This is a genomic window from Hymenobacter puniceus, assembly GCF_014333525.1.
Classification (GTDB): domain Bacteria; phylum Bacteroidota; class Bacteroidia; order Cytophagales; family Hymenobacteraceae; genus Hymenobacter.
Window position 1 is genome coordinate 250,699 of the sequence record NZ_JACSCX010000001.1, and the last position, 26,939, is coordinate 277,637.

A 26,939-nucleotide genomic window follows, 5' to 3' on the forward strand; every position below is an offset into this window, starting at 1 on the left:
TCATTTGCTCTCCTTCTGCATTCCGTTCTCATGAAAATAAAATTCAATTATACCGTTCTGCTGTTTCTAGGGCTACTATTGGGCTCTTGCCAGGACTTCGTAGATGATCTGGACGTTGATCCGAACCAGCCGCCATCAGCCGACGCCCAGAATATGCTACAAGGCATTGAGTTGGCCGATGCTGTTATTCATGAAGGCGAAGCCGCCCGCATCTCGGCCATGTGGACTGCCCAGTTCACCGGTGCCAACCAGCAGTACAACAGCATCAACCGCTACGACGTCACGGCCGGCAACTTCGACAATATGTGGTCGACGATGTATGTAGATGTAGCCACGCAAAGCCGGATTGCGGCGGCCCGGGCATTACAAGAGCAGAATCCCCGCTTGTCAGGCATTCTGCAGGTTCTGGAAGCCCACACATTAGGCACAGCCACCAGCCTTTTTGGCGACATTCCTTTCAGCCAAGTAAACGACCGTATCAACTTCCCCAATCCGGTGTACGACCCGCAGGTGCAGGTGTACGCGGTGTTGCAACAAGAACTAGATGAGGCCATTGCCAAAATCAATACGGCCGGTGGTGCTCCGCGCGACATTTTCTACCAGGGAAATGGGCCTAAGTGGGCCGCTGCGGCTTATACTCTCAAAGCACGCTACTACCTGCATACCAAGCAGTATGATTTGGCCCGCCAGGCAGCTCTTAATGGCATAAGCTCGCCGGCCAACGACTGGATCATGCCGCACAAGGAATCGGACGGCGCCGAGAACTTCTACTACCAGTTCAATTCTGAGCGGGTTAGCTACCTGACTGGTACCGATTCGTATGTCGCCCGCTTACTGGATCCGGGTCGGCCAGGTGGCAACAACCGCAACAACAGCAAAACAGATGAGTCGGCGCGTTTCAGCTTTTTCTTTAACGCGTCATCTACACCTAATAATCCCAACGATTACCAGTTGCTGGCCAACTCCGGTTTCGCCGATCCAGCAGAGGATTTTCCACTTCTCACGTATTCTGAAAACCAGCTGATACTAGCCGAAGCGTACGCTCGCACTGGCAACCTAACCAGTGCTCTCACCGCGCTGAACGCCCACCGTGCGGCACTGACCTCTAAATATCCTGCTGGCCGCTACGATGCCTACACACTAGCCGATATCCCGGGTGGCGCTTCGCAAGCGAATATGATCAATGAGATTCTAACGGAGCGTTACGTGAGCTTTATTGGGCAGATTGAGCCTTTTAATGATTTGCGGCGCACTAACAATGCAATTGGTCTGCCGAACAAACGTCAGTTGCCGGGTGCACCTACACCGGCCTTTCCTCAGCGGTTCCTATACTCTCAATCTGAGGTAAATTCCAACACCAACACCCCTAGGCCGCTACCAGACCTTTTCTCAAAGACTACGGTAAACCAATAGCACTTACACTTTGCAATTCAGATATACGAACCAATAGATTTGCTTGTATCTCATTTAAGAGTTCTGCTCAGATTGAGCAGAACTCTTTTATTTTTATATATAGCCTTCCCTGTAACAGAAATAAAGATTGTAGAAATCTATTTAATCTACTTCTAATGTGTGTTTTATCATAGTATACAACGACTGATGCGCATCAAGACCCCTTACTTTATATAAAAATAATCCTAACAACTATTATAGCTATAGTTCAAATAATTTTTTTTGATTGCAAATGTTGCCGCATCCATTGCCTGCCTTATGCTGGCCACCCAGCGAATATTCTCTCTTTATTTTGGAATTGATAATCCAGTTGTAAATTCGGACTTCGGAGGTTGGCTTGTAAGCGGCTTTTAAACCGTTGGATTTCCCTCGATAGCACATTTTCACTTTTTTCCCTTACTCACTCCTCATGCAAAAAACCTTACTCGTGGGCACTTTGCTCATGGCCTCCGCTTTTCAGGAGGTAGCGGCTCAGAACCGAAGCCTGTCCGGTCGGGTAACCGACCGCCAGACCGGTGAAGGATTACCCGGTGTGACAGTGTTGATAAAGGGCACCACTAATGGTGTTTCAACCAATTCTGATGGCAGCTATACATTGAGCAATGTGCCCGCTACAGGTGGCACACTTGTTATCAGTTCAGTTGGCTATGTTGGTATCGAGCGGGCAATTGGTACAGACAATGCCCTCAACATTGCGCTTGCGCCAGATACCAAACAGCTCAGCGAAGTAGTTGTGACAGGTTACGGCACCCAGGAGCGTCGTGACGTAACCGGTTCTATTGTATCGGTTAAAGGCGAATCCATTGCTCAGCTGGCAACTCCAAGTTTTGATCAGCAATTAGCTGGCCGTGCTGCTGGTGTTCAAGTCACTACCCCTTCGGGAATTCTGGGGCAGGCACCTCGGATTCGTATTCGAGGCACCAACTCTATTTCTTCTGCTGGTGATCCGCTTATTGTACTCGATGGAGTACCGGTAGTAACAGGAAACCAAAGTGGTGTTACACCCAACAATCCTTTGGGTGATATCAACCCAAATGATATCGAGTCGTACGAAATCCTAAAGGATGGATCGGCAACAGCTATCTACGGTTCGCGAGCAGCTAACGGTGTCATTCTGATTACAACCAAAAAAGGTCGCCTAGGCAAAGCCAAGGTTACGTATGATACGTGGTTGGGTGTGGCAGAAACACTGAAGCGGTACGAGGTCCTGAACGCCGATCAGTTTATTGAGATTTCCAACGAAAAGTATCGTAATTCGGTAGGTGAAGCCGCTTACACACCAATTGCAGCCCCCTACGAGAATAACGTAAGCACCGATTGGCAGGATCTGATATTCCGGTCCGGTTTCCAGCAGAACCATTCGGTTTCTGTTTCAGGGGCTACAGAGAAGACCAACTATTTCTTTTCCGGCGGTTATACCAACCAGGAAGGTGTGATTGTTGCCAACTCGCTGAAACGGGCTAACTTCCGTGCTAACCTCGATCAGGAAGTAGCAAAATGGTTGCGTGTTGGCGTGAACATGGGCTTGACTCGCACCGAGAACCTTGGTCTCAACACCAGTCGGAACGGCCTGTCGGGCAACGTGACCAACGCGCTGTCGCTATATCCCAACGTACCGGCTCGTAACCCCGACGGCACACCCTTCATCAGTACGGTCAATCCAGCCGTACTCGGCCAAGGCAACAACGCCGCCACTATCGACTTTAACTACACCAATATTCTCTTCCCGTTAGAGAACAATCGGTATGAGGCTACCAACTACCGCATTCTGGGCAATGTCTATGCGGAAGTAGAACCAATAGCAGGCCTGCGTTTGCGCACGCAGTACGGCACCGACTTTTTCCTCAACGAAGACTTTCAATACTTGGATCCTCGCCACGGTGACGGTCGTGGATCGAATGGCTTAGTATATCAGCAGTACCTTCCTACGTTCCGCTTTAACTGGCAAAATACGGTTGCCTACAACAGAACTTTGGCGGATGTTCATAAGATTGGATTTGTCGGTGGCGTAGAATACCAGAAAACCACCGCGCAATCGTTCTTTGCACAGGCCACTGGTCTTTCAGACCGTTACTTTGGTCCGAACAACATCATTTCCGGCACCTTCGTGACGCCCAACGTGGGAGGCGGTTTCGCAGAAGAAGGGTTTGACTCCTATTTCGGCCGCATAAACTACTCGCTAAAAGACCGGTATCTGGTGAGCTTAACGGCTCGTAATGATGCTATTTCACGGCTGCCGTCGGCTAATCGTCGGGGCTGGTTCCCAGGTGGCTCTATTGGCTGGCGTATTTCCGAGGAATCGTTCCTGCGCGAGTCCTCTATTCGGACTGTACTGTCTGACCTGAAAGTTCGGGCCAGTTATGCTGTGGTAGGTAATACAGGCATCGGAAGCAGTTTCTTCCCTTATGCCAGTCTGTTTGGCCCCGGCAAGTATGGCTCGCAGAATGGCATTGCCTACAACCGCAACGGTCAATTCGGCAACCAGAACCTGAAGTGGGAATCGTCTACCAAACAAGACGTAGGTCTGGATATGGGGTTCTTGGATGGCCGGTTCTCGTTATCGGCTGACTACTACCGCAATGATATCGACGACCTTGTGTTGTTTGTCAGAGTACCTCTCTCATTAGGTGTTCCTGGTAACGGCTACAATGCCAACATCGGTGAGATGCGTAACGAGGGATTTGAATTCAACTTCACTTCTCAAAATATAAACCGGGAAGATTTTACGTGGGCAACCAACATAAACTTCTCTACTAATAAGAACCGGGTACTGGCGCTCAACAACAACGAAGACATTCTCAACACCTACAATATCACCCGGGTCGGTGAAGCCATTGGCTCGATCTACGGATACGATTATGTGGGCGTGAATTCTTCGTTCGGCTATCCGATCTACCGTAAAGGTGACGGATCCTTGGTGCAGGCAAACGTTGATAATAATACCTATTATCCTTATGACCCAAGCAACCCAGGCGCAACCCTCGGCCCAGCTACCGGTACTACTCCGGCAGGTCAAGTAGCGCGTACGACGCCGTTGCAAGCTGACCGCGACCGTAAGATTCTTGGCAACTCTAACCCCACTTGGTTTGGTGGTATCGACAACAACTTCACGTTCAAAGGCTTCGACCTGAATATCTTTGCTCGCTTCTCTGGTGGCAACAAGATCATGAACGTGTCGCGTCAGCAGTTGCTACGCATGGATTTCGTAAACAACGGCACCGAAATCCTGAACCGCTGGACACCTACCAATACCAATACTGACGTACCGAAACTGGTATTCCGCAATTCCGACTTCATTAACCTCAACAACTCGTCGGTATCACGCTTTGTGGAAGATGGTGACTTCTTCCGCTTGCAGAACATCACCCTCGGCTATACTTTGCCTAAAAACATCGGGCCATTCAAATCGTTGAGCCGCCTTCGGATCTACGGCCAAGTACAGAACGTGTTTACGTTAACTGACTATACCGGTCTTGACCCAGAAGTTAACTCCAATGGTGAAACCAACCAACAGTTTGGTGTTGACTTCAATAGCAATCCGCAGCAGCGGGTATTCACCGGTGGTCTCAACCTAGCTTTCTAACTCACTTCAGAATGACTACTAAATTCTTTGCATTTGCCCCACGGGCAGTGCGTTTGTTAGCCCTAACAACTTTCTTGTCGGTAGGACTAGGTGCTTGCGATGTTACTGATTTGCAACCGCAGGACTCCTTAGCCGAAGAGTTAGCTTTCGAAGATGCCGCAAAAGCCAATATTTCAGTGGCTGGTATGTACGATGCTGCACAATCGGGCTTCTACGATCCGTTGAACGGTACTGCTATTGCTGTACGTGGATACCCATTTGGAGCAGCTGCTAATGAGTTAGGAGATATGCGTGGCGAAGACGTCACGGATTTGGCTGGCTTTTTTGGTATTGTCTACAACAATACCATCACCCCCTCTAGTCCTAACGTAGTGAATATGTGGTCGACGCTGTACGCGCTGATCAACCAAGCAAACGTGGTTATTGAAGGAGTACGTGGTGCCGGTACGCGTGGCACCCTGACTTCTGTAGACGCGTTAGCTTTCGAAGGAGAAGGCCGCTTTCTTCGGGCATTAGCCTACCATGAACTGCTACTAAATTTCGCTCGGCCCTTCGCGGACGGCAACGGCAGTCAATTAGGTGTCCCGTACCGTGACTTCGCTATCAATACGGCAGCAAAAGTAGACCAGGCACGCACGCAGGGTCGTAACACGGTGGCGGAGATATACACTAAAATGATTGAAGACTTGGATTTCGCTGAAACCAATCTTCCTGTTACCCGTGCTGGCAACCTACGAGTAACGCGTGCTACGCGTGCTGCAGCCATTGCGCTCAAGCAGCGCCTCTACCTGCACCAAGGCAACTGGGCTGCTGCGGTACGTGAAGGCAATAAGCTTATTTCTGCTAATGCTCCCTTTACTAGCGCAATCGGTGGATATTCGCTGAATGCGACCCCTGCTGGTGCCTTTCCTGGTGGGACTACTGTTACCAATGAGAATGTATTCTCCATTGAAAATAGCGCAGACGACAACCCAGGGGTAAACGGTGCCTTGCCATCTATGTTTGGCTCACCAAACACGACGGCACAGAATCCGGCAGGTATTCAAGGTCGTGGCCTGATTGCTGTCAGCCCTAATCTGTTCAATTTGTCTGCTTGGTCCTGTTCTGATCTACGTCGCACACAGTTGCTACAGCCCACTGCCACGCGGTACTTCACTTTCAAATACAAGGATGCAGCAAACAACACTGACTTTGCTCCCATCATTCGGTACGCTGAAGTACTGCTAAACCAAGCAGAAGCAGAAGCACGCCAAAACAATTCTGCCCGCGCATTAGTCCTACTGAATGCTGTACGCAACCGTGCTGTAACTACAGCAAGCGAGCAATACACGGCTGCCAACAATAATGTGCCAGTTGGCAATGAGTTGACGCGTGCGATACTCAATGAACGCCGCATTGAATTCGTAGCAGAGGGCTTCCGTTGGGATGATATACACCGACTGGCTGTAGATCCAGTATTTACAACTAACGGTATTCCGCGTAAGCTGAGCGCTGCACAAACAGTAATTGCCAACTACCGCTGCCCTACTCCAACAAATCCCGCCCCGTCACTTACGGGCACCGTTGCCCCAATTCCGTACAGTGACTTCCGTTTTCTGTGGCCTATTCCGTCCATTGAAATAGCCAACAATCCTACGTTGGCTGCACAGCAAAATCCTGGTTATTAGGATTGTTAGCAACGTCTAATAACAATAGGCAGAAAAAGACCGGCCCGGACTAAAAAGTCCGGGCCGGTCTTTTTCTGCCTATTGTGAATTCATAGTAGTCTGTCAGCAAGGTGTATATAGAAGGCAAAAAACTGCTATTCGTTTTGAATGTTCGTTTTGGAATTGACAATCCTGTTGTAAATTGGAAGTTCAAATAGCAGGAATACAATTATCTTGCTGCTCTGTTGGCTTCTTTTCAAAACTAAGTTCTTTTCTTACCCACACTCCTCATGCAAAAAACCTTACTCGTGGGCACTTTGCTCATGGCCTCCGCTTTTCAAGAGGTAGCGGCTCAGAACCGAAGCCTGTCCGGCCGGGTTACCGACCGTCAGACCGGCGACGGTTTGCCTGGTGTGACCGTATTGGTAAAAGGCACCACCAATGGTGTTTCGACCAATTCTGACGGCACTTATTCCCTAAGCAATGTACCCTCCGGCGCTACACTGGTTGTCAGCTCTGTTGGTTACATTAGCATTGAACGCCCAATTGGCACAGAAGACCAAGTAAATATTGGCCTTGCTACTGATACCAAAGCCCTGAGCGAAGTAGTAGTAGTAGGCTATGGTGAACAGTCTAAAACCTTGGTTACGGGTGCTGTCTCGCAAGTAGATGCGAAGCAGTTTCAAAGCCAGCCAGTAGCCAGCGTTGAGCAAGTGCTACAAGGCCGTGCATCGGGCGTGCAGGTAACTACCAACTCGGGTACGCCCGGCGGTGGCATCAGCGTACGTATTCGTGGCAATAACTCTATTTCAGCAAGCAGCGACCCGCTGTATGTAGTGGATGGGGTACCAGTAAATAGCGGCAACTATTCCAACGTTGGTGTAGGTAACCAGCAGCTGAATGCGTTAGCTGATATCAACCCAAATGATATTGCTTCCATTGAAATTCTAAAAGATGCCTCTGCTGCAGCTATTTACGGCTCGCGTGGTGCCAATGGTGTAGTACTTGTAACCACCAAGCGTGGCCAGAGTGGTAAAACCAAAATTACTCTGGATGCCTATGCTGGCGTACAGCAGACCTGGAACCGTCTCGATGTACTCGATGGTCAGCAAGCGCAAGATCTGATCAACGAGGCGCGCACCAACGTAGGCCTGACGCCTCGTTACGTAACGGCCAACCCAAACCCTGCTTCCCAGCAACTCTTTACAGGTGCTAGCACCAATTGGCAGGACGAAATTTTCCGGGATGCTCGTATTCAGAATTATACACTGTCTGCATCCGGCGGTGACTCTAAGACGCGCTTCCTGATTTCGGGTACTTACTTCGATCAGGAAGGCATTATTCTTGGCTCAGGCTACAACCGGGGCAGTGGCCGCTTCAACCTCGACCACCAACTATCGGATAAGTTCAAAGTGGGCTTGAGCCTAACCGGCAGCCGCTCGCTTAGCAACCGTATCAACAACGACAACAACATTTATGGTGTTCTAAGCACAGCACTCTTGCTGGGCTCGCAATTTCCGGTACGGAACCCCGATGGCACCTTCGGCCGCGACCCTTTCAACTCAGTTGAAAATCCGGTTGCCGCTGCTACGCTTCCCACTTTCCTGGCACGCAACAACCGCGTTATTGGTTCGCTTTACGGTGATTACCAGCTGGCGAAAGGCCTTCGTCTCCGCTCGTCCATTGGCGGCGATTATCTCAACCTGAAGGAAGATGTCTTCATTCCGAGCACTGCTCTGCAAGGGGTAGGTAGCAATGGTAGTGGCAATGCCAACAGCCGCTATGATATTGGCTGGATTAACGAAAACACCCTGACCTACGACAAGCAGTTGGGCGACCACTCACTGACTTTACTGTTGGGTCAGAGTGCACAGCGCTCAGTACAGCAAGGTATCATTACGTCGGTATCCGGCTTCGCCACCAACAAAATTACGCAGCTCTCGGCTGGCTCGGTGAAAACCGATGCTTCGTCGGATGAGACGCTGTGGACACTGCTCTCCTACTTCGGTCGTCTGAACTACAACTACAAAGGGAAATATATTTTCTCTGGATCGTTGCGTCGGGACGGTTCATCACGCTTCGGTACCGAAAACAAGTATGGATACTTCCCTGCTGCTTCGGTAGGCTGGCGCGTTTCGGAGGAAGCCTTCCTAAAGGACAATTCTGTGATCAGTGAATTGAAGCTTCGTGGCGGCTACGGTGTAGTAGGCAACTTCGAAATTGGCAACTTCGCTTCCCGTAACCTGTTTGGGGTAGGTGCCGCTAACTTGGCCAACTACAATGCAGTAGCAGGCTTTGCGCCTACTCAGTTGGGCGTAAGCGACTTGGGCTGGGAACAGAGTGCGGAAGTAACTGTCGGTGCTGATTTAGGCTTGCTGGATAACCGCTTCCTGATATCTGCCAATGCTTTCAAGCGTAAAGCCAATGACTTGCTGCTTAACCGCCAGCTACCACTTACTTCTGGTTTCGGCACTGTAACCCAGAACATTGGTGACTTGGAAAACAAAGGCCTTGAGTTTGACCTGACCACGCAGAACGTACAAAATGAATCGTTTAGCTGGTCGACAAACTTAAACGTATCGGTAATTCGCAACGAGGTTACTCGTCTAGTAAACAATGCACCATTCTTGGCAGGCTTCGCCAGCCGGGTGGAAGTAGGGCAGCCATTGGGCAGCTTCTATGGCTACGTGGTAGATCGTATCTATCAAACCCAGGAAGAAATTACTACGGACATTGCGAATGCCCGGGCAGCCACTGGCAACCCCACTATTCTTTACCAGGGCACAAGCGCAGCAACTACGCCCCGCCCAGGTGATATTCGCTTCGTTGATTTGAATGGCGACGGTATAATCACGGCGTTGGATCAGAAGATCATTGGATCTGCACAGCCTAAATTCTTTGGCGGCATAACCAACACCTTGGCTTTCAAAGGCTTTGATCTGAGCTTCTTCCTGCAGTTCACGAAAGGCAATAAGATCTATAACAACACCCGTGCTTTCGCTGAGGGCATGAATGGCCAGTTTGGTCAGTTGAGTTCAACTCTGGACCGCTGGACGCCAACAAACCCCAGCACCACAATGCCACGTGCTGCTGCTGGTGACCCAAACAACAACCGTCGTACTTCAGACCGTTGGTTGGAGGATGGCTCGTATCTGCGCCTGAAAACGGCTACGTTAGGCTATAACTTGCCTACTACCTGGATTACGCCACTCCGCCTGCAATCAGCTCGTATCTACGTAGCTGGTCAGAACCTGCTTACATTCACCAAGTACTCAGGTTTGGAGCCGGAAGTAAATACGTTCAGCGGTTCTAACACATCGTTGGGCACTGACTTCTTAACGTTCCCACAGGCTCGGGTATATCAGGTAGGCGTTAACATCGGCCTGTAATTTCCACTTCGCAACAGCTTCACTTTCATGAATATTCGTTCTAAATTTTCTACGCTGGCAGTTCTGGGTCTGCTAAGTCTGGGCGCAAGCAGCTGCTCTGACTTCCTGACTCCAGAGCCACGTAACTCTGTGGACCGTACGCAGGTGTTCACTGACTTGGAAGGCGCTCGTGCTGCCCTAAACGGTACCTACGGCAACCTATTAAGTGTTAACCACGCTGGTCTACGAGTGCCCATTTTTGCCGATCTGCTGGCTGATAACCTAGCTCACATTGGCACTTTCCCGTCGTTTGCTCAACTCAAAAACCGAGCTATCCTTCCGGATAATACTGAGGTCACGGCAATGTGGACTTCATTGTACTCGACCATTAACCGCGCCAACAATGTTGTAGCTTACACACCTGCTGTAACCGGTACTACTGATGCGGTAAAAGCCCAAATTATGGGTGAGGCTCAGTTTGTGCGGGCGCTGTCGTACTTTTATTTGGTGAACTATTGGGGGGATGTTCCCTTGGTAATAACTCCTACAACTACACCAGATAACTCGCTGTTTGTAGCGCGTAGCCCACGAGCTGCCGTTTACGACCAGATGGTAACTGACCTAACAGAGGCGGAAGCAGTGCTTCCTACTACGGGGGGGCCTGCCCGCGCTACGCGTTTGGCTGCAACTGCCCTGAAAGCCCGCATTGCTCTTTACCGTCAGCAGTACGCGGAGGCTTCTCGACTTGCTGATCTTGTATTAGCCGGCGGCTTTACGCTCAACCCGAGCTACCGTACGGCTGTAGCTTCCGAAAATCCTGCTGAGTCGATTTTCGAGGTACAGTTTGACGCGCAGTCACAAAGCTCTTACGCCTTTTTCATGCTGCCGACAGCCAATGGCGGCCGTAATGAAATGAGCCCAACTGGCCCGGGCTCCACGCTGCCCACTGCGTACGAAACCGGTGACCAGCGTAGGGATGCTACCGTCTCCAATGGCGCATTTACATTAAATGGCCGGGTAGTTCCGACTGGCAACCAAGTGAAGTATGTGGACCCAGGCACTGGCACTGACAATTTCAAAGCCATCCGGTTAGCGGAGATAATTCTGATCAGTGCTGAGGCAAAAGCTCGGCAGAATGATCTGCCCGGTGCTCTTCTGGCGCTGAACCGGATTCGGACACGCGCCGGCTTAACGCCAGCCACTAGCACTCAAGCACAGATTCTCGACCAGATTGAGCGTGACCGGCGCGCAGAACTAGCCCTAGAAGGACATCGTTGGTTCGACCTGATCCGCACTGGTCGGGCACAAACGGTGCTTGGCATCACAGATGTTAACCGCCTGTTGCTGCCAATTCCATTCCGCGAAACAGTAAACAACCCTAACATCACCCAGAATCCAGGCTACAACTAGGCTTGCCTAACTAGCGAAAAAAGTCCCTGACCAATGGTCAGGGACTTTTTTATTTCATTACACTGAAGTAACTGATTACCTATCATTGCAAATCAGAAATACGCACTACCACTTCCTCGTTGGGCTGCCGTGACTGTCTAAGCCATTTACTTATTCTTTCAGCTGCATCAGATGGTTGTACCAACTGGCCATCCTGACTGAATGCTCTAAATCGTTCGATTTCGCTGAAATCACGAGTATCAGACGAACGAATATGCTCTTGCATGGCTGTATCTAAGATGCCTGGGGCAAGACTTCGGATATATATACCGGTTCCGCGCAGGTCCTGTTCTTTCTGGGCTACAACTGACAAGGCATCCAGAGCGGCTTTTGAGGCGCAGTAGGCCCCCCAGCCATCTACAGGGCGCTGAGCAGCTCCACTACTAATGTTGAGAACAAAGCGCGATGTTCCAATATAGGGCTGATAGACGCGTAGGAAGGTATTCATAAGCATAGCTGGTGCAATGACGTTCACATCAAACACGAATTCAAAGTGTTCATTGGGTAACTCCCCTGCGTAACCTACTTCTCCCAGCACACCGGCATTGTTGATGAGCGTAATACTGGCAGCGTCCGGACGGGGCGGAAATACTTTGAGTAAGTTGTTTTGCACGGCCAGCATATCCGACAAGTCTAGTGGCTGGTGCTGGTACCGGTCGTGCTGGATAGTAGCATGACGCGACACACCCAGAACATGAGTATCGGGTTGTTGCAACAGGTGTTCTGCAAGTGCCTTACCCAGGCCACGGCTAGCCCCGGTAATTATGTAGTAGTGCATATCAGAAGGAGGACAGGTGAGTGGTGAGACTGGACCTTAAACGAAAAGAAGCGGCTGGCAGCCGCTTCTTTTCGTTTTTAGCATAATTTCTTCTTCAGCTTTTATCATGCCTGATAGATAACCTATGGGTGATATCAGAGAATATACTGACTCAGGTCACGGTTGCCGACCATATCCTGAAGCCGCTCGTTCACCAAGTCGCGCGTAATAAGGATACGGGCGTTGGCGCCGATACGATCCGGCACATCAAACAGAATGTCGTTGAGGAGGCGGCTCATCACCGTATGCAAGCGGCGGGCCCCGATATTTTCCACTTCGGCGTTGACGTTGAAAGCAATTTCGGCTAGCTGCTCTAACGCCTGGTCTTCAAAGGTCAATACGACATCTTCGGCCTGCAACAAGGCTTCGTATTGCTTGGTAAGCGCGTTCTTAGGGTCTTTCAGAATCCGGAAGAAGTCGTTTTTGGTGAGGCTTTGTAGTTCCACGCGAATCGGAAACCGGCCCTGCAGCTCCGGAATCAGGTCGGAAGGCTTGGCGACGTGGAAGGCACCGGCAGCAATGAACAGGATGTGGTCGGTGTTGATGATGCCGTATTTGGTGCTCACGGCCGAGCCTTCCACGATGGGCAGCAGGTCGCGCTGCACACCTTCGCGGCTTACGTCGGGGCCGCCGCCACCTTTACCGCTGCGACTGGCTACCTTGTCAATTTCGTCGATGAAGATGATACCAGCGTTTTCGGCGTTGCGGATGGCTTCGTCCTTCACCTCGTCCATGTCAATCAGCTTGGCGGCTTCCTCGTCGAGCAGAATTTTGCGGGCCTCGGCAATCGTGACTTTGCGCTTACGGGTTTTCTTGGGCATCATCGAGCCCAGCATATCCTGCAGGCCTGCCATTGAGGCCTCATCTAGCCCCGGGGCGCCACCCAGCACGCCAATGCCGGGGGCACTGCCCTGCTGCACCTTGATGTCAATTTTGCGCTCATCCAGCTCCCCACTGCGGATTTTCTCGCGGAACTTGTCACGGGTACGCTCGTTCAGTTCGTAGTCTGACTCGGGTAAGGCGCTACCATCCTGGCTGCCGCCGAAGCCAACCGACGACTTGCTGCTGCCGCCACTCACTGACGGAATCAGAGCATCCAGAATCAGGTCTTCGACGGCCTGCGCCGCTTGTACTTTCACTTCTTCTTTGCGCCGCTGCTTTACCTGGTTCACTGACTGCTCCACTAAGTCGCGCACCATGCTTTCCACGTCGCGGCCGACGTAGCCGACTTCCGTGAATTTGCTGGCCTCCACTTTGGTGAAAGGTGCATCAGCAATGGCGGCCAGGCGGCGGGCAATTTCGGTTTTGCCCACGCCCGTCGAGCCAATCATGAGGATGTTGTTGGGCACGATTTCGCGCTGCATGTCCAGCGGGGCATGCAGGCGGCGCCAGCGGTTGCGCAGTGCAATGGCCACGTGGCGCTTGGCCTCGTGCTGGCCGATGATGTACTTATCCAGTTCGGCAACTATCTGCGACGGGGTAAGGAAGGTCTGGGAATCGAGCATAAAAGGGGTCGGGAAATAAACGTAGCGGGAGTACCGCCGCTTTGCCGGAATTGTAAGTAGCGCAAACAACGGCTTTCCAGCCTTGCTGCCCGCTGCAATAACCGGGAAGCTATTGGGTTTTGACGAACAGCGTGTTGAGGTTGCGGGCGACGGTGAAGTAGTTGGCGGCGCCGCTGGCGTGCAAACCGGCGCGGGTGTAATCAAGCTGAAACTGACTGATGCGCAGCATCACGCCAAAGGAAATACCCGCTCCGCCCGCCGCGTTTTCCAGGCGCAGCTCGCGGCGCTGCAGGTGGTTGTAGCCAAGGCGTACGTTCAGGCTCTTGCCCAGCATCAACTCCCCTCCTACCGCAAAGTGGCGTGCTATCTTGTCGCCGAGCGTCTTCTTCCGCTTGATTTCCTCGCCGTTCTCATCTAGCTGGCCGCGCTGGTTGGGGTCGAGGTACACGATGTCGAGGCGCTGCAGATTGTGGGCCGTGATGGAGAACCGCAAAGGCATGTGCTCGGGCTTAATGCTGGCACCGAGTTGTACGTCCAGCGGCATTGGCTCACGGCCGGCCCCGACGTAGGGCTTGAGCTGGTAGCCGGCATTTTTCACGGCTAGCCCCACGGTGAACTCCTGCTCGGGATGCTTGAACACGGCGCCTACATCGGCCAGCAGCCCCACCGAGTGGTTGCCGCTAATGCCCGATACGGCCAGCTTGCCGGTGCCAGCCAGCGTGAAAGGGCCCTGCACATAGGCGTAGGTGAGGCCGGCCGCGTACTCGTTCACCGAAAACTGCCCCAGCAAATTGCCGGCTGCATCATACTGGTTAAATTCGCCATAGCTGAGGTAGCTCAGGCTGACACCCAGCCGCCGCATAGCATCCGCAGCCTTGGGCTTGAAGGCATATGCTACGGTGCTTTGCTTGATATCGGCCACATAGTCGACAAACGACAGCGCCAGGCGGCCATCCATTTCGGCGTTCAGCAGCGCGGGGTTGCTGAGCAGCATGGTAGGATCAGCGTCGCGCACGGATACGTTGACGCCGCCCAGTGCGGCCGTTTTAGCGCCCGGCGGCAAATTCAGAAATGAGAAGGCCTGCTGCCCCCCAATCTGGGCTACAGCAGGAGAAGCACCCAGCCCCAGGGCAACGGATATGGGCACTAGAATACGGCGGTGTAGCAGTCCAATCATCGGGTACCAAGATACGGTGTTTGGCAGGTAGTTGCAGGAGGTAAGACGGCCGAAACAGCGCATTTATTGCATGCTTGCAGACCGAAGTTCAGTAGCGGCCAACCCTACAAGTGACGAGCTACCAGAACGTCATGCAGCGCGCAACGAAGCATCCTGCATGCTGACGCAGGATTACTACTGCAACCTCAGCACGCGAGAGGCTTCGTTGCGCGCTGCATGACAGCCCAGACTGAACCCGCCCTGGAGACACGCGCCGCCTACTGCACTTCTACACTGTGCGCGGGTGCTACCGGCGCTTCATCGCGCACGACCAGCGGCATTGGGTGCGACACCAGTTCATCCAGCAGGGCTACCCGCAGCACGTCGTCTACCCGGTCAGCGTAATGGATGGTGAGGTCCTTGACGTATTCGGCGGGAATTTCCTCGATGTCCTTGCGGTTTTTCTGGCACAGGATAATGTCGCGGATACCAGCGCGCTTGGCGGCCAGAATCTTCTCCTTGATGCCGCCTACCGGCAGCACCTTCCCGCGTAGCGTGATTTCGCCGGTCATAGCCAGGTGGCTCCGGATTTTGCGCTGCGTGAACACCGAGGCAATGCTGGTGAAGATTGCAATACCGGCGCTGGGCCCGTCTTTAGGGACGGCGCCTTCGGGGAAGTGAATATGCAGGTCGTACTGGTCGAAAAGGCGGTAGTCGATGCCTAGCTCGTCGGCGCGGCTGCGCAGGTAGCTGAGCGCCGTAATGGCCGATTCCTTCATCACGTCGCCAAGCTGGCCCGACAGCGTGAGCTTGCCGCGGCCCCGGCTCAACAAACTCTCAATAAACAGAATGTCGCCGCCCACGCTGGTCCAGGCCAGGCCCGTTACCACGCCGGCCGTTTCGTTGTCCTGGTACAGGTCCCGGTCGAAGGTAGCCGAGCCGAGGATGCGGGTAATATCTTTAGGCTCCAGCGCCGCCGGAAAGTCCTCCTTCATAGCCTTGCTCTTGGCAATGTTGCGTACCACGGCACCCAGCTTGCGCTCCAAGCTGCGCACGCCACTTTCACGGGTGTAGTCGTCTATCACGCGCGAAAGAGCGGGCGTGGTGATGGCTACATCTTTGGTGCTGAGGCCGTGGTCGGTGAGGAGTTTGGGCCAGAGGTGTTTTTTGGCAATCTGGGTTTTCTCCTCCAGCGTGTAGCCCGTCAGGTCGATGATTTCCATTCGGTCACGCAGGGCGGGCTGAATGGTTTCCAGCGAGTTAGCCGTAGCAATGAACAGCACCCGGCTCAGGTCGTACTCCACCTCCAGGTAGTTGTCGGTGAAGGTGGAGTTCTGCTCGGGGTCCAGCACTTCTAGCAGCGCCGAGCTGGGATCTCCGCGGAAGTCGGAGGCCAGCTTGTCGATTTCGTCGAGCACAATCACGGGGTTGGACGCACCGGCTTTCTTGATCTGGGCGATAATACGGCCAGGCATGGCGCCCACATAGGTCTTGCGGTGCCCCCGGATTTCGGCTTCGTCGCGGACGCCGCCGAGGCTCATGCGCACGTATTTGCGGCCCAGCGCCTTGGCAATGGAGCGGCCGAGGCTGGTTTTGCCCACGCCGGGCGGGCCATAGAGGCACAGAATCGGGGCTTTCAGGTCCTGCTTCAGCTTAAGCACCGCCAGATACTCAATGATGCGCTCCTTCACCTTTTCCATGCCGTAGTGGTCGGCATCGAGAATTTTCTTGGTGCGCTTCAGATTGAAGTTATCCTTGGTTTGCTCGGCCCACGGCAGATCCAGCAGAAACTCCACGTAGTTCACACTCAGCGGATACTCAGCAGCCTGCGGGTTCACGCGGCCCAGCTTGTCCAGTTCCTTGGCAAAGTGCTTGGCCACCGATTCCGGCCACTGCTTGAGCTTGGCCCGCTGCCGGAACTTGTCCAGCTCCTGGTCCGGGCTGTCGCCGCCGCCCAACTCGTCCTGCAGCACCTTGATTTGCTGGCGCAGGAAATAGTCGCGCTGCTGCTGGTCGATGTCGGTATGAACCTTGGTATGGATTTCGTGCTTGATTTCCAGATGCTGGATTTCCTTGAGCATCAGTTCCAGCAGCATGGTGCCGCGCTCCACGCCGTCGTTGATTTCCAGCAGCTTTTGCTTCTGCCCCACTTCCACATTTATGTTGGAACTAAGAAAATGCGTCAGAAACGACGGTGACTCGATGTTGTCGAGGGCCACCTGGGCTTCCTGCGGAATCTCGGGGTTGAGCTTGAGCATCTTGGCGGCCGCGTCTTTCAAGGATGCCACCAGCGCCTTCACTTCCTTGGAAGTCTTATCGGGGAATATTTCCGGGGCGTAGCTGACGCGGGCCGTGAGGTAAGGTGTGCTTTGTAGTTCCTCCTCAATCTGAAAGCGCGACTGACCCTGGATGATGATGGTAGTGTTGCCGTCGGGCAGCACCAGCAGCTTCAGAATCTTGGCCATGGTGCCCACCTGGTATAGGTCGACCAGCGTGGGGTCGTCGTGCTGGTTGTTTTTCTGCGCTACTACCCCGATAATTTTGTTGCCCCGGTAGGCTTTGCGAACCAGCCGGATACTCTTCTTGCGTGTGACGGTGACGGGCAGCACCACCCCCGGAAACAGCACGGTATTGCGTACCGGTAGCAGCGGCAGGGTTTCAGGTGACTCCTGGCCGTTGAGCGGCTGGTCGGGGTCGGCAGCCACAATGGATACGATATCAGAAGAGTCGTCGGTCATCAGCAGGAAAGGCGAGGAGAAGGCAGCAGGAAGAGAAGGCATATACGCGAATCAAAGCAAAAGCGGTAGACGGTGCCAGAATGACAGCACCAGGGCCATTAGCCCAGGCTGCAGCACGCCTGCTACCGAATATACGGGTTTGACAAGCGCCGTGCCACCACGCCTTGGGCCCATTGTGTGCGCCGCGCTGGCACCCGGTCCGGCCACTCCGGCAGACCCGTCGGCGCATAGTGGGGTATACCTGAAAATTCCTATTTTTGACGTCCCGCGCCGCCCCCGGCCGGCTCCGGTGCCTTATCCTGCTATGTCCCGCTCGTTTCGCTGTTTTTTATTGCTGCTGTGGCTGGTTGGGCTGCCCCTAGTTTCACAGAGCCAGAAGATCATCAATGCCCGCACCCGCGTAGCGCGGGCCCGCCCCGACCTCAACCCCACGTTTCCGAACATCAATCGGCTGGCTTTCTACGAAAATAAAAAGGAGCTGAAAGCCATTCAGAAAGCTGAAAAGCGCAAGCAATGGCGCCAAGCGCGCGTATTGCTGGGCGAGTACGTGGGCAAGTTCGGCATCGAGAATTTCTACAAGAACACCCCGATGCTGTGGCGCATGGCCCAGCTCTGGGAAAAGGAAGGCGACCAAGAGCGCGCCAAAGCCTACTACCGCTTGGCCCTCAAGCACCACCGCCAGGACGTGCAGAAAATCCAGCTCTACTACGACTCACTGGAGCAGAAAACGGCCGATTTCTACGTGCCGCTGAAGGTGTACTATGAATTGGTGGAATACCGCAAGAATATCGTGGCTTTCCGCCCACCCAAGGGCGTGCTCACCACCATGGGCGACGCCGTAAACTCCGCGGTGGAAGACTATGGCCCTACCCTGAACCCCGATGCCAGCATGCTCCTGTTTTCGTCGAAGCGCAAGGTGCGCGGCGGCATCAAGCAGGTGATTGACGAGGATTTGTACGTGTCGCGCAAGGATGGCGAAATGTGGACCGACGCCGAGCCGCTGCCCAAGCCCATCAACTCGCCCTACAACGAAGGCTCGGCCTGCTTCACCAAAGACGGCAAAACCATTTATTTCGCGCGGTGCGAATGCCCCAGCTGCCACGGCAACTGCGACCTATTCACGTCGACGTTCCAGAACGGGCAATGGAGCGTGCCCAAAAGCCTGGGCACGCAGGTGAATTCCGGCGCCTGGGACTCGCAGCCCACCCTTTCGCGCGGCGAGGACACGCTGTATTTCGCCTCCGACCGGCTCGGCGGCTTCGGGCTGTCGGACATCTGGTACACCTATAAAACCAAGAACGGGCAGTGGGCCAAAGCCATGAACATGGGCCCAGTGGTAAACACGCGCGAAAGCGAGGTTAGTCCCTTTTTCCACCCGCTCTACAACGTGCTGTACTTCAGCTCGCGCGGGCAACTGCTCAACTACGGCGACTTCGACATCTACAAAACGTACCGCACGCAGGGCCGCTGGCAGGAACCCAAAAACATCGGTCCGCTCGTGAACGGCAAGGGCTCGGAGTACTACTTCACCATCGACAGCGAGTCGAAGAACCTGTATTATGCCCGCTCTGAGGAAAAGGAGATGAAAAACCTGGACCTCTTCTCCTTCCCGCTGCCGATGGAGGCGCAGCCGCTGGCCACTACGCACGTGGAGGGGATGCTCATGGATTCCGTGAGCCGCAAGCCGCTGGGTGGCATCGTTACGATTGTGGACACCGACAACGGTATTGAGGTGGCGGCTAAATACCTGCGGCCCGACGGCTCGTTTGACTTCGACCTGATTGATGGCTCGCACTACGTGATGATCATTCAGAGCCCCGATTTCTTCAGTCTGGAAAAGAAGTTTGAGCTGAAAGGCGACACAGTGATGAAGCTCATGACCAACTCGATTGACTACGGCCTGCCGCTGATTTTCCAGAATATTGAGTTCGACCAGGACAAGTCGCACATCCGGACTTCCATGCAGCCCATCCTGGACCGGATTGCGCTATTTATGGTCGACCACCCCACGTTCCGCCTCAGTATCACGGGCCACACCGACTCTAAGGGCGACCCGGACTTCAACGAGCGGCTCTCGCAGGAGCGCGCCGAATCCATCCGGCGCTACATCGAGCAGAAGGGCAAGCTCAAACCCAACCGCATCGACAGTTTCGGCTACGGCTCTACCAAGCCGCTGAAAGAGGAAATCACCGACGAAGACGCCAAAACTAACCGCCGCGTGGAGTTCCGCCTCATCAGGCCCGACGGCGACGATAAGAAGCCGGCTGATGGCGGCGCGGACTGGAAATAGCTGTCATTGCGAGGACGAAGGACAAAGCAATCCTTCCTCTCAGAGAGTTAATCAACCCTAGCAGACAAGCCCTCCGGCTATAGGCTGCTAACCTACTGCCGGAGGTCTTTCTGTTAAGGGTAGTTTAGAGCATGGAGAGGAAGGATTGCCACGGCCTTCGTCCTCGCAATGACAGCGAGCTTACCAGCTGAATTTCTGGGTTTCCTCGCCGTCGCGGAACAGCTGGCTTTGCTTTTTGCCGCCGGCTTCCAGGTTCACAATATTCATTTGGTCGGGGAACTGATCGAGCAGCAGCGTATTGCGCAGCGTAAAGCCGGTGAGTGGCCGGGCAGCCTTCAGCGTGAAGTACAGCCAGTGGGCGTCGCGCTCCTTTTGCAAGCCCAGCAGCTGCAGCGGCAGCGTTTCACCGGGCCGGGCGCCAAATACCAGCGACTTGCGCAGCAGTGCCACCGTTAGCTGCTGCACCAGCGGCTTGGACGTCTGGTCGAGGTTGATGGGCGTGGGCTGGCCCACCGACAGGGCCTTTTCAAAGTCGTCGGTGAAGACTTTCAGGGCCACTTCCAGCTGCTGCTTGGCTGGGTTGTAGCGCACATCCAGAATACTGGCGTGGTAGGTATGGGCCCACACCGTGAGCGAGGCCAGCAGCAGCGCGGAAAACAACAGAAGCTTACGAAACATCATACGGAGTTGAGAAAGTAACACCCGCCGAGGCGATAATCGTGCCGCGGTAAGTAGGGTGCGGGCAGGAAGCCGTAGCGCCTGCACCAGACGCATTTCGCAGGCTGCGGCTGCAAAAGTAATGGGCTTCTCTACCTTTGCGGCGGACACTGCGCGGCGGCGCCCTACAATTATCAGCAGGCACTACCGCAACACGTCCTATTCTCGCAACACTCCAACTGACCCGATATGGCTCACGACACCACTTCTTCTTCTATTCCGGCCATGACCATGCAGCTTGGCGCTTACCAGGCCGCCGTCGACAGCAAGCTGCAGGAATTCAGCGCCAAAAACTTCACGGCCGGTTTCTGGCAGAAGCAGGCCGACCTATGGGTGCAGGACGCCGAGGCCCAGCAGAGCCTGCGCAGTTTCATGGGCTGGCTGCGCGTAGCCGAAACCATGCTGCCGCGGGTAGCCGAAATTCAGGAATTTGCGCAGGAAGTGAAAGCCGCCGGCTTCAAGCACGTAGTGGTGATGGGCATGGGCGGCAGCACCATGACGCCCATCGTGTTCAAGCAGGCCTTTGAGCAAAGCGCCGACGGCCTGCCGCTGTCGGTGCTGGACACCACCAACCCCGGCTCGGTGCGCGAAATCGAAGCCGCTGTGCCATTAACTGAAACGCTGTTTGTGGTAGCCAGCAAATCGGGCACCACGGCCGAGCCGCTGGCTTTCGGCGACTACTTCTACGCTCGCCTCAAAGAGCTGAAAGGCGATAAGGCCGGCGAAAACTTCGTAGCCATCACCGACCCCGGCTCCAAGTTCGTAACCCAAGCCACCAACGAAGGCTACCGCCGCATTTTCCTGAATTTCAGCGAAGTGGGCGGCCGGTTCTCGGCTCTCTCCTATTTCGGTTTGGTACCAGCCGCACTGTACGGCATTGACATCAAAACGCTGCTGGAGCGCGCCATTGGCATGATGCAAGCCAGCGGCTCCGCGGGCGACGTAGCCGACAACCCTGGCCTGGAGCTGGGCGTGGCGCTGGGCGTACTGGCGCAGCAGGGCCGCGACAAGCTCACGCTGGTGGTGCCCGCTGGCCTCTCCGACTTTGGCTTGTGGCTAGAGCAGCTGGTGGCTGAAAGCACCGGCAAGGAAGGCAAAGGCATCCTGCCGCTGGCCGGCGACCCGCTCAGCAGCCCCGAGGTGTACGGCCAGGATCGGGTGTTCGTGTACGTGGGCTACAAAGGCCAGCCCGACGCCGAAAACCGCCAGAAAGTAGCCGCACTGCAGGCTGCGGGCCATCCGGTCATCACCATTCTGCTCCATGATGCGCTGGATTTAGGCCAGGAGTTCTTCCGCTGGGAAGTGGCAACGGCCGTAGCCAGCGCCGTGCTGCAACTCAACCCCTTCGATCAGCCCAACGTGCAAGCCGCCAAAACCGCCACCGACCAACTGATGAAAGTGGTAGTGGAAAAAGGCGCTCTTCCCCAAACCAGCGCCCCCACATTGGAACAGGATGGCTTGGCCTACTACACCAGCGTAGCCGGCGCCACTGCCCCCGACGTATTACGCGCCTTCTTCAATCAGGCCCAAGCCGGCGACTACCTCTGCATTCAGGCCTACCTGATGGAAACGCCGGCCTTGAACGCCGAACTGGATGAGCTGCGGGCTTTGGTGCAGCAGCGCAAACATATTGCCACGGCAGCCGGCTACGGGCCGCGTTTCCTGCACTCCACCGGCCAGTACCACAAAGGCGGCCCCGACACCGGCCTGTTCCTGCAAATCACCACCGACCACAAGCAGGACCTGGCCCTGCCCGGCCGCCCCTACACGTTCGGCACGTTCCAGAACGCTCAGGCCGCCGGCGACCTGCAGGCCCTCCACGATTACAACCGCCGCACGCTGCGCGTGCACCTCGGCCAAGCCGGCGAAGAGGCCGGAGTAGCCAAGTTGCTACAGAACCTGCGCACGGCCCTGACGGCCGAGTAACGCGAAGTTCGCCATTACCCGAAACAGAAAGAGGCTTGCCGGTTGGCAAGCCTCTTTCTGTTTAACTCAAATGCAAAGCAGTGCGTTGATACTATTCACAAAATCCGTGCAATCCGCTAAAATCCGTGCTAATCCGTGATTCTAGCGGCCGAAGTCGTCCTGTACGCGCACGATATCGTCTTCGTCGGAGGGCTGCGTGACATCCGTATGCTGCCAGATTTCAGCCAGCACGCCCCAGCAGTCCAGGCCCACGAGGCGGTGCCGCTCGCCCTGGCGCAACGTTATGGTTTCGCCGGGCTGGTAAGTATTCAACTCGCCTTCGTCATCGGTATTGCTCGTCACCACGCCCACCGGCCCTTCCACTACGCGCCAGATTTCGGCGCGGCGGTGGTGGTACTGCCACGAGAGGCGCTTGCCGGGTTCTACCAGCAGCACCTTTGGGCTGAGCCTACCGGAAATGCGCAATGTATCCACCGAAAGGCTGTCAAAATAAGCATCGGCAAAATGCTGGGCCTGGTCTTCGTCAATCACAAAGAAGCCGCCCCACGGCCGGGCCTGGTCTTTCTTGTTGATGGTAAAGCCTTGCTGCACTAATTTCTGCTCGGTGTGCTGAAACAGCTGCGTTTTTTGCTCTTCGAGGGTGCTCATCAAGAAAAGGAAAACTGGGAATGGTAGCGGGAATTTCAGCAAGAAAGCAAAACGCCTGACAACAGTCTGTACAAATACAAACTATCGTCAGGCGTTTTCCAGCGTCACTCGAGCTGCCATACTGCTTCTATCTGAATAGCAGCATATAGCTCAGCTGTGAGCCAGTAGTTCAGCGGCAACTTAAATCCCGATTTTCTTGAGAATTGGGTTGATGATGAGCACAAAGGCCATGAGCGTGAGCAACAGCATCATGCCCACCTTTTGCGAATTCTCCATGAACTTGTCGGAGGGCTTGCGGCCGGCTACCATTTCGTAGAGCAGGAACACCACGTGGCCGCCGTCGAGGGCCGGGATGGGCAGCAGGTTCATGAAGGCCAGCACCATAGACAGCATACCGGTCATGGTCCAGAACCACACCCAGTCCCAGGTGGGGCCGTACTGCTGGGCAATTTCCCAAGGACCACCCACCGACTTGCGGAAGGAAGCTTCGCCCTTGAAGATCTTGCCGAACGCCGTAATCTGGTTGGTGATGACGCCAAAGGCCTTTTTGGTACCCACCGGCACCGACTCGCCGAACGAATACGTGCGCACCGATTCCTTGAGCAGCGACTTGGGGAAGAAGCCCAGGTGGCCTTCCTCGTCTACGGTGATGTCCAGCGTTTTCAGGACGCCGGCGCGCTCCACAGTCAGCTTCACGGGCTTGCCGGCACGGGCCAGCAAATCCTGCTGAAACTCCGGAAAAAACTCCACCTTTTTGTTGTCGAGCTGCACAATCCGGTCGTTGGGGAGCAGGCCGCCTTTGGCGGCAGGGCTACCGGAATTCACCCGGTCCACGGCAAACGGGTTGCGCGGCATCACAAACCGCTCCGGCCCCTGCTCGGAGAGGCGGTCCAGGAAGTTGGCCGGAATGGGCACATCAATCAGCTGGCCCTGGCGCTCCACGGTATAAAACGAGTTGGAGCCCATCATCACGTCGGGGCTGTACACGTCGTTGAACTCCGTGAACGGGCGGCCGTTGATTTTCACGATTTTGTCGCCGGAGCGGAAGCCCATTTCCTCGCCGAGCTTGCTGGGCAGAATACCGTAGCGCACCTCCGAAGCCGGCAGATACCGGTCGCCCTGGCTGTAGGTGAGCAGCGAGAAGATGATGATGCCCGTAATGACGTTCATGATGATGCCACCGAGCATCACAATCAGGCGCTGCCAGGCTGGCTTGGCCCGGAACTCGTTGGGCTGGGGCTCGGCAGCAAGGCTGTCGGCGTCCTGGGTTTCGTCGATCATACCGTGGATGGCCACGTAGCCGCCCAGCGGAAACCAACCGATACCGTACTCCGTTTCGCCGATTTTTTTCTTCAGCAGCGCGAAGTTGAGCACGTTCGGCAGCGGAAACAGGAAGTCGAAGAAAATGTAAAACTTATCGACCCGAATTTTAAAGTATTTGGCGGTTGCGAAGTGTCCGAACTCGTGCAAGCCAACCAGAATGGAAAGGCCCAGCAGCATTTGCCCGGCCATGATGAGAATTTCCAACGGTACAGAACAGTTTAAGTAGTAGAAGCGAGAACATTCCCGCCTGCCATTGCTGCCACAGCAACGGCTGAATCAATGAGAAAAGTGTTGGTTATGAAGTGCCGCCGGCTAAATGGCGGGCTCAGCATACTGCCCTACTTTCGTACCAAATACTCCTGGGCAACCCGGCGTGCCTCCTTGTCAGTAAGCACATAGTCGTCCAGCGACGGATTGGCAAGGTACGAAACCCGGCCTAGGCACTCGGCCACTACATCCGACATTTCCAGAAAACCGACTTCATCGCGCAGAAATGCGGCTACCGCTACCTCATTGGCGGCGTTGAGCACGCAGGGCGCATTGCCGCCGCGCTCCATGGCCTCGAAAGCCAGGGCCAGGTTGCGGAAGGCAGTGGTGTCAGCCTGCTCAAAGGTGAGCTGCGGGTAATCCAGGAAATTGAAGCGTGGAAACGTATTGGCCAGCCGCTGCGGGTAGCCCAGCGCGTACTGAATGGGCAGCTTCATATCGGGCAGCCCCAATTGGGCCTTCAGGGAGCCATCCTCGAACTGCACCAGCGAATGGACGATACTTTGCGGGTGCACCACCACCTCAATCTGGTCGTTGCGCAGCCCGAACAGCCATTTGGCCTCCATCACCTCTAGGCCTTTGTTCATAAGCGAAGCCGAATCGATGGTGATTTTGGCGCCCATGTCCCAGTTGGGGTGCTTGAGGGCCTGCGCCTTCGTAACCTGAGCCAGCTGCTCGCGGCTGCGGCCCCGGAACGGCCCGCCCGAAGCCGTAAGGATGATTTTCTCGATGGGGTTCTGCTCCTCTCCCACCAGACACTGGAAAATGGCCGAATGCTCGGAATCGACGGGCAGCAGGCGCACGCCGTGCTCCTGCACCAGCCCGGTGATGAGCTGGCCGGCCACTACCAGCGTTTCCTTGTTGGCCAGCGCAATGTCTTTGCCAGCTTGGATGGCGGCCACCGTGGGCAGCAATCCGGCGTAGCCGACCATGGCCGTCAGCACCACATCAGTATCGGGGTGGGCAGCTATTCCGGTAAGGGCGGAGGCTCCGGCCAGCACCTCGGTTTCGGGCTGCGCCGCCAACGCGGCGCGCACCTGCTGGTACTTGCTTTCGTCGCCGATGACCACGGCGGCGGGCCGAAACTCGCGGGCCTGCTGCACCAGTAGCTCGGCGTTGGACTGCGCCGACAGGGCCGCGACAGTAAACCGGCCGGGTTGGGCACGCACCACGTCGAGGGCCTGGGTGCCAATGGAGCCGGTGGAGCCCAGCAGGCTGACGCGTTTGGGGAATTCAGAGGGCATAGGAGAATCGAGATACTAGGGTAAGCAAAGGTAGTGCAAGGCTGCACAGTTAGCGGCAGCCCGTGCAGGCGGCGGGCTACGCTTTTACCAGACCGTCATGCTGAGCTTGCCGAAGCATCTCTACCGCTGCGTTGTTGAAATTATACAACAGTGAGGCAGTAGAGATGCTTCGGCAAGCTCAGCATGACGGTACAGTGCTTCCAGATGACGCCTAACAAACCACAACCCTGGCCTGCCGCCTTGAAAACCGCGTACTTTGGCTTTTCAGCCCTTTGTTACTTCTATCGTGACTGATCCTGCCGCCGCTTCCGCCGCCTTCGATAAAGCCCGTACGGGTCTGTGGGTTAGCCTGCAAAAGCACCTGAGCACCGTGTACGCCGCCGAAAAGGACTTTCGGGCCGCCACGGCTTTTGCCCACGAATTCCCATTTTCGGCCGCCGCTCTGGAGCCGCAGCAGCTCCTCGACTACCAGCACCAGCGCGCCGTTCTGCGCGACCTGTTCGTGGATGAAACCAACCAGCTCGACAGCTTGGCAAAGGCTGTACGCCAGAAAAGTTACCCGGAAGACGACAAAAAACTGCTGTATCTAATGATCCTGGGCTATATGGACATGGCCGCCACCATCTTCACCCTGCTCGACACGCACCGCCCCAGCCGCATGGACAAGGACGAGGAACTGGAAGAAACCGCCACCAAGTTCGAGCGGGTCCGCAACTTTGTGCGCCTCAACATCCGAGGCCTAGGCGGCTTGCTGCCGCGGCTGTAGGCGGATCAGCACCTCCTACAGAAACAGACCGTCATGCAAAGCGG

At 55.0% G+C, this 26,939-nt stretch carries 17 protein-coding genes; 8 read left to right on the forward strand and 9 right to left on the reverse strand.

Going from position 1 to position 26,939, the window contains the following annotated elements:
- The first annotated feature begins 30 nt into the window (after positions 1-30).
- The 5 genes from H8B14_RS01015 (at position 31) to H8B14_RS01035 (ending at position 11,459) form a co-directional block, all read left to right on the forward strand.
- Positions 31-1,413, forward strand: coding sequence for a SusD/RagB family nutrient-binding outer membrane lipoprotein (locus H8B14_RS01015; RefSeq protein ID WP_187313774.1), 1,383 nt, complete (start codon positions 31-33; stop codon positions 1,411-1,413).
- A 448-nt stretch (positions 1,414-1,861) separates the two neighbouring features.
- Positions 1,862-5,035, forward strand: coding sequence for a SusC/RagA family TonB-linked outer membrane protein (locus tag H8B14_RS01020; RefSeq protein WP_261989839.1), 3,174 nt, complete (start codon positions 1,862-1,864; stop codon positions 5,033-5,035).
- Between the two features lie 11 nt (positions 5,036-5,046).
- Positions 5,047-6,702 (forward strand): RagB/SusD family nutrient uptake outer membrane protein, encoded by a 1,656-nt coding sequence (locus tag H8B14_RS01025; protein WP_187313775.1) that lies wholly within the window; start codon positions 5,047-5,049, stop codon positions 6,700-6,702.
- A gap of 269 nt (positions 6,703-6,971) precedes the next feature.
- Complete coding sequence (locus H8B14_RS01030) at positions 6,972-10,070, forward strand: SusC/RagA family TonB-linked outer membrane protein (protein WP_187313776.1); 3,099 nt, start codon at positions 6,972-6,974, stop codon at positions 10,068-10,070.
- Between the two features lie 27 nt (positions 10,071-10,097).
- Entirely contained in the window at positions 10,098-11,459 is a 1,362-nt protein-coding gene (locus H8B14_RS01035; protein ID WP_187313777.1) for a RagB/SusD family nutrient uptake outer membrane protein, read from the forward strand.
- Between the two features lie 82 nt (positions 11,460-11,541).
- Here the strand turns inward: H8B14_RS01035 and H8B14_RS01040 are convergent, their stop codons facing one another.
- The 4 genes from H8B14_RS01040 to lon all read right to left on the reverse strand — a co-directional run bounded on the left by H8B14_RS01040 (position 11,542) and on the right by lon (position 17,756).
- Entirely contained in the window at positions 11,542-12,276 is a 735-nt protein-coding gene (locus tag H8B14_RS01040; RefSeq protein ID WP_187313778.1) for an SDR family NAD(P)-dependent oxidoreductase, read from the reverse strand.
- A 134-nt stretch (positions 12,277-12,410) separates the two neighbouring features.
- Entirely contained in the window at positions 12,411-13,820 is a 1,410-nt protein-coding gene (gene hslU / locus H8B14_RS01045; RefSeq protein WP_187313779.1) for an ATP-dependent protease ATPase subunit HslU, read from the reverse strand.
- 109 nt (positions 13,821-13,929) lie between these two features.
- Positions 13,930-14,997: a type IX secretion system protein PorQ gene (gene porQ, locus H8B14_RS01050; protein ID WP_187313780.1), complete on the reverse strand. Its 1,068-nt coding sequence runs from the start codon at positions 14,995-14,997 to the stop codon at positions 13,930-13,932.
- 257 nt (positions 14,998-15,254) lie between these two features.
- The gene (lon, locus tag H8B14_RS01055; RefSeq protein WP_261989840.1) at positions 15,255-17,756 is read right to left on the reverse strand and encodes an endopeptidase La; all 2,502 of its coding nucleotides are present in this window, start codon (positions 17,754-17,756) and stop codon (positions 15,255-15,257) included.
- Positions 17,757-18,018: 262 nt separating this feature from the next.
- Here lon and H8B14_RS01060 point away from each other — a divergent pair, with 262 nt between their 5' ends.
- Positions 18,019-20,004, forward strand: a complete 1,986-nt coding sequence (locus H8B14_RS01060) for an OmpA family protein (RefSeq protein ID WP_187313781.1) — start codon at positions 18,019-18,021, stop codon at positions 20,002-20,004.
- Positions 20,005-20,184: 180 nt separating this feature from the next.
- On the opposite strand, the gene H8B14_RS01065 is transcribed toward H8B14_RS01060, so the two are convergent.
- Positions 20,185-20,685, reverse strand: a complete 501-nt coding sequence (locus tag H8B14_RS01065; RefSeq protein WP_187313782.1) for a DUF6702 family protein — start codon at positions 20,683-20,685, stop codon at positions 20,185-20,187.
- Positions 20,686-20,910: 225 nt separating this feature from the next.
- Between H8B14_RS01065 and H8B14_RS01070 the strand changes: the two genes are divergently transcribed.
- Positions 20,911-22,647, forward strand: coding sequence for a glucose-6-phosphate isomerase (locus H8B14_RS01070; RefSeq protein WP_187313783.1), 1,737 nt, complete (start codon positions 20,911-20,913; stop codon positions 22,645-22,647).
- 141 nt (positions 22,648-22,788) lie between these two features.
- Here H8B14_RS01070 and H8B14_RS01075 read toward each other — a convergent pair whose 3' ends face one another.
- From H8B14_RS01075 to H8B14_RS01090, 4 genes are all read right to left on the reverse strand, one after another.
- The gene (locus tag H8B14_RS01075) at positions 22,789-23,295 is read right to left on the reverse strand and encodes a cupin domain-containing protein (RefSeq protein ID WP_187313784.1); all 507 of its coding nucleotides are present in this window, start codon (positions 23,293-23,295) and stop codon (positions 22,789-22,791) included.
- Between the two features lie 180 nt (positions 23,296-23,475).
- The gene (gene rseP, locus H8B14_RS01080; protein ID WP_315984788.1) at positions 23,476-24,822 is read right to left on the reverse strand and encodes an RIP metalloprotease RseP; all 1,347 of its coding nucleotides are present in this window, start codon (positions 24,820-24,822) and stop codon (positions 23,476-23,478) included.
- 14 nt (positions 24,823-24,836) lie between these two features.
- Positions 24,837-24,950: a twin-arginine translocation signal domain-containing protein gene (locus H8B14_RS21395; RefSeq protein ID WP_187313785.1), complete on the reverse strand. Its 114-nt coding sequence runs from the start codon at positions 24,948-24,950 to the stop codon at positions 24,837-24,839.
- A 6-nt stretch (positions 24,951-24,956) separates the two neighbouring features.
- The gene (locus H8B14_RS01090) at positions 24,957-26,129 is read right to left on the reverse strand and encodes a 1-deoxy-D-xylulose-5-phosphate reductoisomerase (RefSeq protein WP_187313786.1); all 1,173 of its coding nucleotides are present in this window, start codon (positions 26,127-26,129) and stop codon (positions 24,957-24,959) included.
- Between the two features lie 286 nt (positions 26,130-26,415).
- Here H8B14_RS01090 and H8B14_RS01095 point away from each other — a divergent pair, with 286 nt between their 5' ends.
- Entirely contained in the window at positions 26,416-26,895 is a 480-nt protein-coding gene (locus H8B14_RS01095) for a hypothetical protein (RefSeq protein WP_187313787.1), read from the forward strand.
- Positions 26,896-26,939: the final 44 nt, after the last annotated feature.